We start from the raw sequence: 15322 nt of genomic DNA, 5'->3' as shown, positions 1-15322 counted from the left end.
CTTTTTTCTTTTCCGGAGCGACCGGATGTCCCAGGCCGACGTCCCGCTCCCGCGAGGCGTCCCGTACACCACCTCGCGGTACCCGTGAGGAAATCAAGGAGTGGCCATGGCGCAGAAGGAAGCATCGGTCGCCGAGCTCACGAAGAATTTCGAGGACTCGACCGCCGTTCTGCTCACCGAGTACCGCGGTCTGACGGTTGCCGAGCTCAAGGAGCTCCGCAACAGCATCCGTCAGGACGCGGAATACGCCGTGGTGAAGAACACGCTGACCAAGATCGCCGCGAACAACGCGGGGATCTCGTCGCTGGACGACGACCTCAAGGGTCCGTCGGCCGTGGCGTTCGTGCACGGTGACCCGGTCACCGTCGCGAAGGGCCTGCGCGCCTTCGCCAAGGCACACCCTCATCTCGTGGTCAAGGGCGGTTACTTCGACGGTAACCCCCTCACCGCGGACGAGGTCAACAAGCTCGCCGACCTCGAGAGCCGTGAAGTCCTGCTGGCGAAGCTCGCCGGTGCGATGAAGGCCTCGATGACCAAGGCGGCATTCGTCTTCAATGCGCTCCCGTCGAAGGCCGTTCGCACGGTCGACGCGCTGCGCGAGAAGCAGGAGTCCGCAGCCTGATCGGGCCTGCGGCGATAGATACCCCAAGCAAGGAGAATCATCATGGCAAAGCTCAGCACTGAGGAGCTGCTCGACCAGTTCAAGGAGCTCACGCTCATCGAGCTCAGCGAGTTCGTCAAGGCGTTCGAGGAGACCTTCGACGTCACCGCTGCCGCCCCCGTCGCCGTCGCCGGTGCCGCTCCGGCCGCCGGTGGTGCCGGTGGCGAGGCCGCTGCCGAAGAGGAGAAGGACGAGTTCGACGTCATCCTCGAGGCTGCCGGCGACAAGAAGATCCAGGTCATCAAGGTCGTCCGCGAGCTCACCTCGCTCGGCCTCGGCGACGCGAAGGGTCTCGTCGACGGTGCGCCCAAGCCCGTGCTCGAGGGCGCGAACAAGGAGACCGCCGAGAAGGCCAAGGAGGCCCTCGAGGGCGCCGGCGCCACGGTGACCCTGAAGTAATCCACTTCAGCGTTTTCCAGAACCCCGGGTGCTGCGGCATCCGGGGTTCTGTCGTCTCCGGGGGTGTCGCGTCAGGGGACGGCGCCCACGGCCACCGACGCCGTCCCCGGCGGTGTCGACGTCGAGCTCCGGACGATCAGGCGGGGCTGAAGGCGCATCTCAGTGCGCTCGGCCTCGGCCCCGCGGAGCTGCTCCAGGAGCAGTTCCGCGGCGGCGGCCCCCTGCTCGCGGGGTGACTGCTCGAGGGTGGTGAGGCCGAACATCTCGGCGTACTCGTGGTTGTCGATGCCCACGACGCTGAGGGCGGCGGGGACGGCGATCCCGAGTCGCCGCGCGGCGATGATCGCCCCGATGGCGACCTCGTCGCAGGCGGCGACGATGGCGGTGGGGCGACGCTCGGGATCGCTGAGCAGATCGACGGCGGCGTCATATCCGCCCGGGAGTGAGACGTCGGCGGCAGCGTGCTCGATCGTGAGGCCGGCATCGCGCATGCTCGCGTGGTAACCCCCGAGACGCTCCCGGTCCACATGTGCACCGTCCTGGTCGGAGATGCCGCCGAGGAAGGCGATGCGCTCGTGGCCGAGGTCGATGAGATGTGCGGTCGCGCGGCGCGCGGCGTGCATGTCGTCGAGACGGACGACACTGGTGTCCTGGCTGTCGCCGACCACGCTGACGACCGGTCGACCGATCGCGACCAGGCGCTCGAGTTCGTGATCGTCGGGTTCGAGGGCCACGGCGATGAGACCGTCGAACCGCTTGCGGGCGAGGAAGTCGTCGAAGACCCGTCGGCGGCCGTCGGTGCCGGGCTTGGCGTCGTAGAGGGTCAGATCGAACCCCTGGGCCAGGAGCACCTCTTGGATACCCTCGAGGACCTCCGCGAAGAACCATCGGTTCAGGTAGGGCATGACCACGCCGATGTTCCGCGTGCGTCCCGTGGCCAGGCTCGAGGCGGACGACGATGCGACGTAGCCCAACGTCTCCGCCACGCGGAGCACCCTCGCGCGGGTGGCCGCGGCCACGTAGCCGTGCCCGGTGAGCGCTCGGCTGGCGGTGGCTTTCGACACGCCGGCCTCGCGCGCGACGTCTTCGATACCGCTCACGTGATCCGTCCTCGTCATGCGGCGCGTCGTTGCGCGCACGACCACAGAGTAGAGGAGCGAGCCCGAAAAGGGAAACGCTTCCACATGCCCACCCGCCCGCCGCGAGTCGCTTTCTCGGTGTTATCTGCGCAATGGAGCGCTCCCATCGCGCAGATAACGATGTCGTTATGCGCGGACCGTTGCGCCCCGGGGGCCGGTAGCCTACGGTGACATGGAAACGGTTCCTTAGAGGCTCCAACGCGGGGGACCACTTGCGCTCTCAATGAGGAGGATTCATATGCGCGCGACACAGCGTCACAAGGCGCTTTCGGCCGTCGCCCTGGTCGGGGTGGCGGGTCTCACGCTCGCCAGCTGCTCGAGCGGAGGGGACGACGGCGGTGACGGCGGCGGCGACAGCGACAACGTCGTCACCGTCTACGGCACGATCTCCGACACCGAAGCCGAACTGCTCGACGAGTCCTGGGCCGACTTCGAGGCCGAGTCCGGCATCGACATCCAGTACGAGGCGTCGAAGGAATTCGAGTCCCAGATCGGCATCCGCGCCCAGGGCGGCAACCCGCCGGACATCGCGATCTTCCCGCAGCCGGGTCTGCTCGCGGACCTGGCCACGCGCGGGTTCCTCACTCCGGCGCCCGAGGGCGTCCAGCAGAACGTCGCCGACTACTGGTCCGAGGACTGGGCGGCCTACGGCACCGTGGACGACACCCTCTACGGCGCGCCACTCATGGCATCGGTCAAGGGCTTCATCTGGTACCAGCCGGCGATGTTCGAGGAGTGGGGCGTCGAGGTTCCCGAGACGCTCGACGACCTGATGGCGCTCACCGAGACGATCCAGTCCACCACCGGCTCGGCGCCGTGGTGCGCGGGCTTCGGCTCGGGCGACGCGACGGGGTGGCCCGGCACCGACTGGGTCGAGGACATGGTGCTCCGCGAGTCCGGACCGGAGGTCTACGACCAGTGGGTGGCCAACGAGGTGAAGTTCACCGACCAGCCGATCGTCGACGCGTTCGACGCGACGGGCGAGTACCTGCTCAACCCCGACTTTGTCAACGCGGGCTTCGGTGACGTCCAGTCGATCAACTCCACGGAGTTCGGTGACCCGGCAGCCGCTCTCGTCTCGGGCGATTGCGCGCTGCACCACCAGGCATCGTTCTTCACCGGGTTCATCGAGGACGCCGGTGGCACCGTCGCCGAGGACGGCGATGTGTGGGCGTTCATCATGCCCGGTCAGGAAGCCGGCGCTCCGGCTGTCACCGGGGGCGGCGAGATCGTGGGCGCCTTCAACGACGAGTCCGACACCGTCCAGGTCCTCGAGTACCTCTCGAGCCCCGAGTGGGCGAACAACCGCGTCTCGCTCGGCGGTGTCATCTCGGCCAACAACGGGCTGGACCCGGCCAACGCCTCCTCCGGTCTGCTGACGCAGGCGATCGAGATCCTGCAGGACCCGAACACCACGTTCCGGTTCGATGCCTCCGACCTGATGCCCGGTGCCGTCGGTGCCGGAACCTTCTGGAAGGGCATGGTCTCGTGGGTGAGCGGAACCCCGGTCGACGAGGTCACGGCGCAGATCGAGGCCGGCTGGCCCAGCTGATCGGCCGACCGTACACGGGGCCGTCCCGCTGCGCGGGGCGGCCCCTCCTCTCCCGTCCGATCTTCGGATCGAGTTCAGCGAAGCACTCGAAAGGAGCGACGTGACCGTCTTCCTCACATGGGTCGGGACACTGCATCCCATCCTTCAGGCGATCGTCGTGGTCGTCGCCTTCCTCGCCGTGATCGGCCTGATCCTGTTCCTCATCGACATCGCCCCGCGCTCGGGGCGGATCTACACGTGGATCCGACTGGCGATGTGCCTGCTCGTCCCGGTCGCCACCGTCGTGCTGTTCAATTCGGTGTGGTGGGCGACCGCGGCCGCAGCCGTCATCGGCGGCGCGATGTTCCTCCTGGATTACCGCTCGCGCAACGGCAAGGGGTACTTCATCCAGCTGGTCGCGTTCATGACCCCGGCGGCGCTGCTGCTTCTGATCGGTCTGATCCTGCCCTCCATCCAGACCTTCGTGGCCTCCTTCATGAACGCCGCGGGGAACCAGTTCGTCGGTCTCGACAACTTCGTCTGGATCTTCACCCAGCCCGACGGCATCCGCACCGTGGCCAACACGATCGTGTGGGTCCTCATCGCCCCCACCGTCTCGACCGCGGTCGGGCTCGCCTATGCGGTCTTCATCGACAAGACCCGCGGTGAGAAGGTCTACAAAGTCTTGGTGTTCATGCCGATGGCGATCTCGTTCGTCGGCGCGAGCATCATCTGGAACTTCGTGTACGCCTATCGCGGGCCGGAGTTCCAGCAGATCGGTCTGCTCAATCAGATCCTCGTCTGGTTCGGCGGTGAGCCGCAGCAGTGGCTGCTGACGGAACCCTGGAACACGCTCTTCCTCATCGTGGTCCTCATCTGGGTGCAGACCGGTTTTGCCATGGTGATCCTGTCGGCCGCCATCAAAGGTGTGCCCACCGAACAGCTCGAGGCCGCGGAATTGGACGGCACGAACGCATGGCAGCGGTTCTGGAACGTCACCGTCCCCGCCATCCGCCCGGCGATCATCGTGGTGCTGACCACGATCTCGATCGCCTCGTTGAAAGTCTTCGACATCGTCCGCACGATGACCGGCGGCAACTTCGGCACCTCGGTGATCGCCAACGAGATGTACACCCAGTTCACCAAGTTCGAGGCCGGCCGCAGTGCCGCGTTCGCGGTCATCCTCTTCCTCCTGGTGCTGCCGATCGTGATCTACAACGCGCGGCAGATCCGCAAGCAGAAGGAGATCCGATGAGCGAGGTCATGCCCGTCGACCTGCCCATGGACGACGACACCGAGAAAGAGCTCACGCGTGGGATGAACCGCGCCGACGGCAGGGGCCGGGGGCCCGCGGGCCGTGTGAAGAAGGTTCTCTCGCGGCCGTGGGCGACGGCGCTGTCGATCGTGATCGCCGTCGCATGGACGATCCCGACGTTCGGCCTGTTCGTGTCGTCCTTCCGCCCCGAGCAGCAGATCAAGACGACCGGGTGGTGGACCTTCTTCGCCGACCCGCAGGTCACCATCGAGAACTACGTGCAGGTCCTCCAGGCCGGCAACACGCAGCTGACGATGGCCGAGGCGTTCGTCAATTCGATCGCCATCACGATCCCGGCCACCGTCGTCCCGCTGACGATCGCCGCGTTCGCGGCCTACGCGTTCTCGTGGATCGATTTCAAGGGTCGGGACTGGCTGTTCATCTTCGTGTTCGCGCTGCAGATCGTGCCGATCCAGATGGCGTTGATCCCGTTGCTGAGCTCGTTCTCGCGCGGGCTGAACGTCTTCGGTCTGCAGATCACCGAGCCGCTGGGCGTCTCGGGAGGATACGCGCAGGTCTGGATCGCGCACTCGATGTTCGCGCTCCCGCTCGCGATCTACCTGCTCCACAATTTCATGTCGGAGATCCCTGCGGACATCGTCGAGGCCGCTCGCGTGGACGGCGCCTCACGCGGACAGATCTTCTTCCGGGTGATCCTTCCGCTGACGCTGCCGGCACTGGCGTCCTTTGCGATCTTCCAGTTCCTGTGGGTGTGGAACGACCTGCTCGTGGCGCTGATCTTCGCCGATGGGCCGGTCGCGCCGATCACGAAGCTGCTGGCCGAGATCACGGGCACGCGCGGCAACGAGTGGCAGCTGTTGACGGCCGGCGCGTTCGTCGCCATCGTGGTTCCGCTGATCGTCTTCTTCTCGCTGCAGCGCTACTTCGTCCGAGGACTGCTGGCAGGTTCGACCAAGGGCTGATCCCGACCCTCCGGGGGCGACGGGGGTGGGTGCCGCGACCGCGGTGCCCACCCCCCTTTCTTCTCAGCGGCCATCCGATACACTCGTCGTGTCGAATCGATTCGGATCATCGCGTCCGCTGTTCGGCCACGGCGATCCGCCGTCTATCCCGCGCCAGACCGGTCGCCGCCGGCCGACGCTCCGTCACGCCGCTGAAACGAAACCTCCTTTGCTCGATACCGCCTCCCTTCCCGTACAGAACGACACCGACTCCGACCGCCGCGCGGCTCATCCGCAGACCACACCTGCTCGGCGCGTCGTCGCCTCCCCGACCGGTGCCATCCGGACCCTCGGGTCCAACCCGGCGACCGCACCGATCGTGCTGCACCCCGGAGACGCGATTCCGACGTCCCGGCGGGTGCTGTACGTCGTCCTTCTCGGTGCGCTGACCGCCCTCGGCCCGTTCACGATCGACCTGTACCTGCCGGCGTTTCCGGTGCTCGAGGCCGACTTCCAGACGACCGCCGCGGCGATTCAGCTGACCCTCACGGGCACGATGATCGGGTTCGGCCTGGGGCAGCTGGTGGTGGGGCCGTTGAGCGACAAGGTCGGCCGCCGCATCCCGCTTCTCGCGGTGACCGCCCTCCACGTGGTGGCCAGCATCGCCGCCGCGATCGCGCCGACGCTGCTGCTGCTCGGCGTGACCCGGGTCTTCATGGGGATCGGGGCCGCGGCCGGCGGTGTCGTGGCGATGGCGATCGTGCGCGACCTGTTCGGCGGCAAGCGTCTGGTCGTCATGCTCAGCAGACTCGCCCTCGTTGTCGGCGTCGCCCCGGTCGTGGCGCCCCTGATCGGTGCGGCGCTTCTGGAGGTCATGCCCTGGCGCGGATTGTTCGTGGTGCTCGCCTGCTACGGCGCCGTCATGTTCGTCGCCGCGATCGTCTTCATCCCCGAGACGCTGCCGCCGGCACGTCGGCACGACCGCGGCAGCATGACGATGCGCCAGCGCTATCGGAGCGTTCTGTCCGACCGCGTGTTCCTCGGTGTGCTGGTGATCGGCGGCATGAGCTTCAGCGGCCTGTTCTCATACCTGTCCGCGTCGCCGTTCCTCTTCCAGCAGACCCACGGCCTGGATGCGCAGCAGTACGGCTTGTTGTTCGCCGTCAATTCTCTCGGCGTCGTCATCGGGGTCCAGACCGCCTCGCGGCTGGCCGCGCGGTACGGCCCGCAATGGGTCCTGGCTTTCTCCACGGCGACACTCGTGGTCGCCGGTGCGGCGATCATCGTGACCGACCAGGCGGGCCTCGGACTGTGGGGAACGGTCATCCCGCTGTTCGTGTTCATGACCGGCGTGGGATTCACGATGCCGTGCGTTCAGGTGCTGGCTCTCGATCGTCACGGCAAGGCGGCGGGAACGGCGGCGTCGATCCTCGGCGCGGTGAACTTCGGCGTCGCGGGCCTCGTGTCGCCGATCGTGGGCGGTGTGTCGCACGGTGCCGCCATCACCGCCACGACGATGGCGGTCGTGATGGTCGGATGCGGCGCGATCGCGGTCGTGGCGTTGTGGGCGATCGTGCGTCCTCGGACCGTCGAGCGTCTGGCGCCCTGAGCCCGGACCCCGTTCCGGGGGCAGAATGGACGAATGTCTTCTGCCACCCCCGTCCGCGCCGCGGTCTGGACCAGCGTGATCGGGGTCGTCCTGATCGCGGTCGCCGTCGGGCTGGGTGCCTGGGCGTTCGCCCGCGGCAACACCCCGTTCGCCGTCGACCTGTGGTGGAACGATCTGCTCGTCGTCACCGCCATCCCGCTGGCGGCGCCGGTCTCGTACGCGATGAACTTCCTCGGAGGCGGGTGGTTCGGGGTGTTCGTCGTACCGCTGGGAGGCGCGGCGATGCTCCTCGTGCTGCGACGGCCGTGGGCGGCGGTGTTCTTCCTCGCGGCCGAGGCTGCCTCGGCGGTACTCGTGCAGGTTCTCAAGAGCACGTTTGGCCGGGCCCGTCCCACCGAGATCCTCGTCATGTCGGATTATGGGTCGTATCCGTCGGGACACGTCGCCAACGCGGCAACGCTCGCCGTCTGCGCTGTCGTGATCTTCCCCCGCCTCGCGGTCGCGATCGTCGGGGCGGGGTGGGTCCTTCTCATGGCCTTCAGCCGCACCTATCTGCACGCGCACTGGTTGACGGACACCGTCGGTGGCGCCCTGGTCGGCGTGGGCGCCGCGCTGGTCGTCGCGGCCGCGATGGCGGTGCCGTTGGCGAAGGATCGTGCGACCGTCTCGTCTCGGCGGGGCGCGCACTAGGCTGGCGCGCATGAGCGCCGCCGACTCGTCCGACATCGCCGTCGCCGAAGCCGAACTCGCCCGCCTGCGTGCCGAGGCGGACGCCGCCGAGGCCCGCCTGCAGGCCGCGCGGGCCAAGGCCGACCTCGCGGCGGCCGAAGCCGCCGCGGCGCGTGCCCGCGCTGCGGGATCCGAGACGATCGCCCCTGTGCCGCCGGAGGGGGACACATCGCCGTCCCCCGCACCGCGACTCGCCGCCGAGGCCCCGGAAGCGTCATCCGGGAACGGTGCCACCCCTCCCGCGCCGATCGCCGCCGACGGGCCGCTCGATGCCGACGAGGTGGCGGCCGTCATCGCCGGCTACACCTTCGAGGCCGCGACGCTCGATCTCGGCGCCCTGGTGAACTCCGAGCCCCGTCCGGATGCGCAGGTGAGGATCCCGCTGTCGATGATGAACCGCCACGGGCTCATCGCCGGCGCGACCGGGACGGGCAAGACGCGCACCCTCCAGGGATTGGCGGAACAGCTCTCCGCACACGGTGTGCCCGTCTTCGCCGCCGACATCAAGGGTGATCTCTCGGGGGTGGCGACACCGGGAGAGCCGAGCGACAAACTGCTCGCGCGCACACGCGGGATCGGCCAGGAGTGGAGCCCGCAGGCATCGCCGACCGAGTACTTCGCGCTCGGAGGCATCGGCACGGGAGTCCCCATCCGAGCGACCGTGTCGGCGTTCGGCCCGCTGCTGCTGAGCAAGGTCCTGGGGCTGAATCAGACCCAGGAGTCGAGTCTCGGCCTGGTGTTCCACTTCGCCGACGCGCAGGGATTGGCCCTGGTCGATCTGGCAGATCTGCGTGCTGTGCTGACGTACCTCGTCAGCGACGAGGGCAAGCACGAACTCAAGGACCTCGGGGGCCTTTCGTCGTCGACGGTCGGCGTGATCCTGCGCGAACTGATCATCTTCGCGGAGGACGGCGCGGACGTGTTCTTCGGAGAGCCGGAGTTCGATGTGGCCGACCTCCTCCGCACCGCCCCGGACGGGCGGGGGATCATCTCGTTGTTGGAAGTGCCGGGCGTCGCGGACAAGCCGGCCCTGTTCTCGACCTTCCTGATGTACCTGCTGGCCGAACTGTTCGAGACGCTCCCCGAGGTGGGGGACCCGGACCGGCCGAAGCTCGTCTTCTTCTTCGACGAGGCCCACCTGCTGTTCCGCGACGCCTCGAAGGACTTCCTCGCGGCCATCGTGCAGACCGTGCGCCTCATTCGATCGAAGGGGGTCGGGGTCTTCTTCGTCACGCAGACCCCGAAGGATGTCCCCGGTGATGTGCTGGCGCAGCTGGGTTCGCGGGTGCAGCATGCCCTGCGGGCTTTCACGCCCGATGATGCCAAAGCCCTTCGGGCCACGGTGGGAACCTACCCGCGCTCGGGCTACGACCTGGAGCGCGTGCTGCAGGAACTCGGGACGGGCGAAGCGGTCGTGACGGTGATGAGCGAACGCGGCGCTCCGACCCCGGTCGCGTGGACGCGGCTCTGCGCGCCGCGGGGGTCGATGGCCCCGACCCCGCACGAGTCGATCGAGGCCGCCGTGGCCGCCTCCGCGCTGACAGTCGCCTACGGTACGCCGATCGACCGGGAATCGGCGCGCGAGATCCTCGCAGCCCGGCTGAACGCCGCTGCCGAGGCGGATGCCGCCGAGCGGGCGTCCCTGGAGAAGGCCGAGATCGAGGCGGAGTTGGCCCGACAGCAGGCGGCGATGGACGCGGCGCACCGCGAGGCCGAGACGAAGGCGCGCGCGGAGTACGAACGCTTGCTGAAACGGACCGGGAGTCGCCGCACGTCTCGCACCTCACGCCGCACCACGCCGATCGAGCAGGTCCTCTCCTCATCCGCGACCGAGGCGATCGTCACGAACGTGATCCGGGGGCTGTTCGGCACGGGCCGCCGCTGACGCGGGCGGCGTCACACGCCGGCGATCCGCTCCGGGTGGCTGTACACCGCGAAGGAGCCGCCGCGGCTGAATCCCACGAGCGTGACGCCGGTGTCGTCGGCGAGTCGGGCGGCCAGGCTCGAGGGGGCCCCGACCGCGGCGAGGACGGGGATGCCGGCCAGGCGAGCCTTCTGGACGAGCTCGAAGGACGCGCGGCCCGACACCTGCAGAATCGTGCCGGCGAGAGGGAGTCGATCCGCGCGCAACGCCCATCCGATCACCTTGTCGACGGCGTTGTGGCGTCCGACGTCCTCGCGGACGCAGCGGAGGTCTCCCGCCGTGCCGAACAGGGCCGCGGCATGGACCCCGCCGGTCGCATCGAACACGGGCTGGTGTGCGCGAAGCGCGTCGGGGAGGGCGGCGAGGGTCTCAGGACGCAGGAGCGGGGTCGCGACCTCGATCGGCAGCCGCGCCGTCTTGGCGACCGCGTCGATGGACTCCGTGCCGCAGATGCCGCAGGCGCTCGTGGTCGTGCTGTGCCGGGCCGCCGTCGGGGGCGGGCGCACGGCGCCCGCGCCGAGGTGCGCGTCGATCACGTTGTAGGTCTGCTCGCCGTCGGCGTCCCGTCCGGCGCAGTAGCGCAGCGAGCGCAGCTCGGCCGGGTCCGCGATGACGCCCTCGCCGACGAGGAAGCCTGCCACCAGGTCGAAGTCGTCTCCCGGGGTGCGCATCGTCACGGTCCACGAGGATCCGTCGATCCGCATCTCCAACGGCTCTTCCGCGGCCAGCACGTCCTCTCGGCGCGACGCCGTCGGCGAGCCGTCCGCCCCGATCCTCACCCGCACGATGCGGCGCCGTGCGGTCGAGCGTGCCATCCCCTCACGATAGCCCGGCTCGGCCACGACCCGACGGGTACGCTCGGGGCATGGCGACCGGAGCACCCGCGGACGGCATCGACGAGTCCGAGCTGCACGTCGGTTCCGCACCGTCGAGCGCGGTCGGCCTGCCCGCGGTGCGGCACGCGATGCAGATGTCCGTGGCCCAGATGGGGGTGCTGCGCAGCGCACGCACGCTCCTGCGCGTGAACCAGAAGGACGGCTTCGACTGCCCCGGATGCGCATGGCCGGAGGAGGAGAGGCGTCACATCGCGGAGTTCTGCGAGAACGGCGCGAAGGCCGTGGCCGAGGAGGCGACGCTCCGGCGCGTGGGGCCGGACTTCTTCGCGGCCCATTCGCTCGCCGATCTTCAGGGCCGCGACGACTACTGGCTTGGACAGCAGGGCCGGCTCACCGACCCGATGATCCTCGATGAGGACGCGACCCACTATCGTCCGGCGAGCTGGGACGAGGCGCTCGACGTCGTCGCCGACGAACTTCGCGCCCTCGAGGATCCCGATGAAGCGGTCTTCTACACGTCCGGCCGCACCTCGAACGAGGCGGCGTTCCTGTACCAGCTGATGGCGAGGGGCCTCGGGACGAACAACCTGCCCGACTGCTCCAACATGTGCCATGAGTCATCCGGGTCGGCCCTGACCCAGACCCTCGGGGTCGGCAAGGGCACGGTGTCGATCGAGGACATCCACGACGCCGACCTGCTCATCATCGCCGGGCAGAATCCCGGCACGAACCATCCGCGTATGCTGAGCGCCCTCGAGAAGGCGAAACGGCGCGGAGCGACCGTCGTCGCGGTCAACCCGTTGCCCGAGGCGGGGCTGAAGCGCTTCAAGAATCCGCAGACCGCGCACGGCGTGATCGCCGGGGGGACGGCGATCGCCGACGAGTTCGTCCAGATCCGCCTCGGTGGTGACCAGGCGCTCTTCCAGGCGATCGGAAAGCACCTCCTCGAGATCGAGGCCCGCGAGGGCGGCGTGGTGGACCGTGCGTTCGTCGAGGCTCACACGGTGGGCTTCGACGACTACCGCGCCGCCGTGGCCGCCGTGGCGTGGGATGACCTCGAGGAGGCGACGGGGATCCCCCGGGACCGGCTGCGGATGCTGGGCGAGCGTGTGCGGGCAGCCGAGCGCACGATCGTGTGCTGGGCGATGGGCCTGACCCAGCACAAGCACTCCGTGGCGACGCTGCGTGACGTCGTCAACATGTTGCTGCTGCAGGGGAACCTCGGGCGCCCCGGCGCAGGGGTCTGCCCGGTGCGCGGCCACTCGAACGTGCAGGGCGATCGCACCATGGGCATCTACGAGAAGATGCCCGAGGCCTTCCTCGCGACGCTCGGTGCGGAGTTCCGGTTCGATCCGCCACGGGCCCACGGGTTCGACACGGTCGCCGCGATCCGGGCGATGCGCGACGGGGCGGTCCGGGTGTTCATGGGCATGGGCGGCAACTTCGTCAGCGCGGCGCCCGACACCCGCGTCACAGAGGCGGCGATGCGCCGCACCCGCCTGAGCGTGCAGGTGTCCACCAAGCTCAACCGTTCGCATGTGGTCACGGGTCGTCGTGCCGTCATCCTTCCCGTGCTCGGTCGCACCGACCGCGACACGCGAGGTGGGCGCGAGCAGCGCGTCACCGTCGAGGATTCGATGAGTTCCGTGCACGCGTCGCGCGGGCGGCTGCGGCCACCGGCGGACGACCTGCTGAGCGAGGTCGCGATCGTGACGAGGCTGAGCGCGCGCCTTTTCGCCGACCGTGTGGATGCGCCCCGCGCGGACTGGGAGGGGCTCGAGTCCGACTACGCCCGGGTGCGCCGGCATATCGCCCACGTCGTCCCCGGCTTCGACCGGTTCGAGGAACGCATCGAGAAGGGGCGTTCGTTCCGACTGCCCAACGGCGCGCGCGATCGCGCGTTCACGACCCCCTCCGGCCGCGCCCACTTCACCGGCAACGCCCTGCAGTATCCGCGGATCCCGCAGGGGCGCCTGCTCCTGCAGACGCTCCGATCCCACGATCAGTACAACACCACCGTCTACGGCAAGGACGACCGCTATCGCGGCGTCCGCGGAGGGCGGCGTGTGGTGTTCGTCCATCCCGCGGATATCGCCTCCCTCGGCCTGATCGAGGGCGACCAGGTCGACCTCGTGTCGGAGTGGCCGGGGGAGAGCGGCGTCGTCGAACGGCGCGCGGAGGGCTTCCGAGTCGTCGCCTACGACACCCCTGTGGGGAACGCGGCGGCCTACTACCCCGAGACCAACGTGCTGGTTCCGTTGGACTCGGTCGCCGATGTCAGCGGCACTCCCACCTCGAAGTGTGTGATCGTCCGGCTCGAACGGCGCCGGTCCGCGGTCCACGCGCCTATCGTGGAGGGATGACCGCTCTCGCCGCCGCCGTCGTGACCGTCTCCGACAGGTCGTACCGCGGCGTGCGCGCGGACACCGCGGGGCCGGTCGCGGTCGCCGTGCTGCGGGACGCGGGGTACCGGTGCGACGACGCGTCGCTCATCCCGGACGGTACCGAGGCCGTCGCGTCCGAACTGCGCCGACTGGTCGAGGCGGGTGCCCGGGTCATCGTGACCTGCGGCGGTACCGGAGTCTCGCCCCGCGACCTCACACCCGAGGGCACGGCGCGGGTGATCGAACGCGAGATCCCCGGCGTGGCCGAGAGGCTCCGGGCGGACGGTGCCGCCCACACCCCCCTCGCGGCGCTTTCCCGGGGACGCGCCGGCGTCACCGGGGGCACGTTCATCGTGAACCTCCCGGGTTCCCCGCGCGCCGTCGCCTCGGGGATGCCGTTCGTCGTGGACGTCGCCTCCCACATCCTGTCCCAGGTGGAAGGCGGCGACCACTGATGCCGACCGGAGTCGTGATCAGTGAGATCAGCGCGGAGCCGATCGACGTGGCCGCGCACATCCAGGCCGCCACCGCGCCGGAGGTGGGGGCGCTCACGACGTTCGTCGGCACCGTTCGCGACCACGACCCGGAAGCGAAAGGGGCCGTCGTCACGCTGGAGTACTCCGCGCATCCCGACGCGCCGCGTATCCTCCGCGAGCTCGCCGAGAAGGCCGCGGGCGACCGGGCGCTCGTCGCCGTGACCCACCGCGTCGGCGCTCTCGCGGTCGGAGACGTCGCGGTGGTCGTGGTGGCCGCATCGGCCCACCGCGCCGAAGCCTTCGCCGTCAGCCGTGACCTGATCGAGTCGATCAAGACCGACCTTCCGGTGTGGAAGAAGCAGCATCAGGCCGGCGGCACCGCGGCGTGGGTGGGGATCGGCTCGTGACGCCGGTGCGCGGACCCCTCGTCGACCGGTTCGGCCGCGTTCACCGGGACCTCCGGATCTCGCTGACCGACCGGTGTTCGCTGCGATGCACGTACTGCATGCCTGCCGAGGGGGTGGAGTGGCTGGCGAAGGACAACATCCTCACCACCGACGAGCTGGTCCGGGTCGCCACCGTCGCCGCGAGCCTCGGCATCACGGAGGTGCGCCTGACCGGAGGGGAGCCGCTGCTGCGGCGCGACGTGGTCGATGTCGTGGCGCGGATGGCCGCCATCGAGGGCGAGGACGGCCCCCTCGAGGTGTCGATGACCACCAACGCGCTCGCTCTGCCCAAGCTCGCGCGACCGCTGCGGGATGCGGGGCTCGCCCGGGTCAACGTCTCCATCGACACCCTGCGCCGTGATCGGTTCGCCGAGCTCACCCGCCGTGATCGGCTGGACGACACCCTGGCGGGCATCGATGCGGCACGTGCCGTGGGATTCGCGCCGCTGAAGTTCAACGCGGTCGCGATGCGCGGCGTCAACGACGACGAACTCGTGGACCTCGTGCGGTTCGCCGTCGCCCACGAGGCCGAGATGAGGTTCATCGAGCAGATGCCTCTCGATGCCGGCCATGTCTGGTCGCGCGTCCAGATGGTGCGCGGCGAGGAGATCCTCGCGGGCCTCCGCGAGGAGTTCGCCCTCGAGCCGGTGGGCGAGCGCGGCGCGTCTCCCGCGGAGATCTTCCGGGTCGACGGCGGGCCCGCCACCGTCGGGGTGATCGCCTCGGTGACCGCGCCGTTCTGCGGGGCATGCGACCGGGTGCGGCTGACCGCCGACGGGCAGATCCGCAACTGCCTGTTCGCCCGGGAGGAATCGGACCTGCTTCCGCTGCTGCGCGGTGACGCCGACGACGATGACATCGCCGAGCTCCTCCGACGCTCCATCGCCGGGAAGCTTCCCGGGCACGGCATCGATGAGCCGGGCTTCCTCCAGCCGCAGCGGCCGATGAGCGCGATCGGCGGCTGAGCGGCG

General features: G+C 69.2%; 14 protein-coding genes. 12 read left to right on the top strand and 2 right to left on the bottom strand.

Annotation, left to right across the window (positions count from 1 at the left end; translation table 11 throughout):
* Positions 1-106 precede the first annotated feature (106 nt).
* Together rplJ and rplL are read left to right on the top strand one after the other, a co-directional pair.
* Positions 107-622 carry a 50S ribosomal protein L10 gene (gene rplJ, locus RZO50_RS00990; protein WP_071044368.1) on the top strand — a complete coding sequence of 172 codons (516 nt, stop codon included), beginning with the start codon at positions 107-109 and terminating at the stop codon, positions 620-622.
* 42 nt (positions 623-664) lie between these two features.
* Complete coding sequence (gene rplL, locus RZO50_RS00985; protein WP_322597849.1) at positions 665-1060, top strand: 50S ribosomal protein L7/L12; 396 nt, start codon at positions 665-667, stop codon at positions 1058-1060.
* Positions 1061-1131: 71 nt separating this feature from the next.
* On the opposite strand, the gene RZO50_RS00980 is transcribed toward rplL, so the two are convergent.
* On the bottom strand, positions 1132-2160 hold the full coding sequence (locus RZO50_RS00980; RefSeq protein ID WP_322597848.1) for a LacI family DNA-binding transcriptional regulator: 1029 nt from the start codon (positions 2158-2160) through the stop codon (positions 1132-1134).
* A 277-nt stretch (positions 2161-2437) separates the two neighbouring features.
* On the opposite strand from RZO50_RS00980, the gene RZO50_RS00975 reads away from it, so the two are divergent.
* From RZO50_RS00975 to RZO50_RS00950, 6 genes are all read left to right on the top strand, one after another.
* Positions 2438-3751, top strand: coding sequence for an ABC transporter substrate-binding protein (locus tag RZO50_RS00975; protein ID WP_322597847.1), 1314 nt, complete (start codon positions 2438-2440; stop codon positions 3749-3751).
* A gap of 100 nt (positions 3752-3851) precedes the next feature.
* Positions 3852-4985: a carbohydrate ABC transporter permease gene (locus tag RZO50_RS00970; RefSeq protein WP_322597846.1), complete on the top strand. Its 1134-nt coding sequence runs from the start codon at positions 3852-3854 to the stop codon at positions 4983-4985.
* The gene (locus RZO50_RS00965; protein ID WP_416211478.1) at positions 4982-5968 is read left to right on the top strand and encodes a carbohydrate ABC transporter permease; all 987 of its coding nucleotides are present in this window, start codon (positions 4982-4984) and stop codon (positions 5966-5968) included. Before RZO50_RS00970 ends, RZO50_RS00965 begins: the two co-directional genes overlap by 4 nt.
* A gap of 208 nt (positions 5969-6176) precedes the next feature.
* Positions 6177-7556 (top strand): multidrug effflux MFS transporter, encoded by a 1380-nt coding sequence (locus RZO50_RS00960; RefSeq protein WP_416211477.1) that lies wholly within the window; start codon positions 6177-6179, stop codon positions 7554-7556.
* 33 nt (positions 7557-7589) lie between these two features.
* The gene (locus RZO50_RS00955) at positions 7590-8246 is read left to right on the top strand and encodes a phosphatase PAP2 family protein (protein WP_322597845.1); all 657 of its coding nucleotides are present in this window, start codon (positions 7590-7592) and stop codon (positions 8244-8246) included.
* Between the two features lie 10 nt (positions 8247-8256).
* Positions 8257-10170 carry a helicase HerA-like domain-containing protein gene (locus RZO50_RS00950; RefSeq protein WP_322597844.1) on the top strand — a complete coding sequence of 638 codons (1914 nt, stop codon included), beginning with the start codon at positions 8257-8259 and terminating at the stop codon, positions 10168-10170.
* A gap of 11 nt (positions 10171-10181) precedes the next feature.
* On the opposite strand, the gene fdhD is transcribed toward RZO50_RS00950, so the two are convergent.
* Positions 10182-11024 carry a formate dehydrogenase accessory sulfurtransferase FdhD gene (gene fdhD / locus RZO50_RS00945; protein WP_322597843.1) on the bottom strand — a complete coding sequence of 281 codons (843 nt, stop codon included), beginning with the start codon at positions 11022-11024 and terminating at the stop codon, positions 10182-10184.
* A 50-nt stretch (positions 11025-11074) separates the two neighbouring features.
* Here fdhD and RZO50_RS00940 point away from each other — a divergent pair, with 50 nt between their 5' ends.
* Genes RZO50_RS00940 through moaA form a run of 4 tightly spaced genes read left to right on the top strand, consistent with a single transcriptional unit; the run spans position 11075 to position 15316 of the window.
* The gene (locus RZO50_RS00940; RefSeq protein WP_322597842.1) at positions 11075-13408 is read left to right on the top strand and encodes an FdhF/YdeP family oxidoreductase; all 2334 of its coding nucleotides are present in this window, start codon (positions 11075-11077) and stop codon (positions 13406-13408) included.
* On the top strand, positions 13405-13884 hold the full coding sequence (locus tag RZO50_RS00935) for a MogA/MoaB family molybdenum cofactor biosynthesis protein (protein WP_322597841.1): 480 nt from the start codon (positions 13405-13407) through the stop codon (positions 13882-13884). Before RZO50_RS00940 ends, RZO50_RS00935 begins: the two co-directional genes overlap by 4 nt.
* The gene (locus RZO50_RS00930; RefSeq protein ID WP_322597840.1) at positions 13884-14312 is read left to right on the top strand and encodes a molybdenum cofactor biosynthesis protein MoaE; all 429 of its coding nucleotides are present in this window, start codon (positions 13884-13886) and stop codon (positions 14310-14312) included. Before RZO50_RS00935 ends, RZO50_RS00930 begins: the two co-directional genes overlap by 1 nt.
* Positions 14309-15316, top strand: coding sequence for a GTP 3',8-cyclase MoaA (gene moaA, locus RZO50_RS00925; protein ID WP_322597839.1), 1008 nt, complete (start codon positions 14309-14311; stop codon positions 15314-15316). The genes RZO50_RS00930 and moaA overlap by 4 nt, the downstream gene beginning before the upstream one ends.
* Positions 15317-15322: the final 6 nt, after the last annotated feature.

It is taken from the genome of Microbacterium xanthum, assembly GCF_034531355.1.
GTDB classification, from domain to species: domain Bacteria; phylum Actinomycetota; class Actinomycetes; order Actinomycetales; family Microbacteriaceae; genus Microbacterium; species Microbacterium xanthum.
Note: the sequence above shows the minus strand (reverse complement) of the source record. Positions and strands in the feature narration are given on the sequence as shown.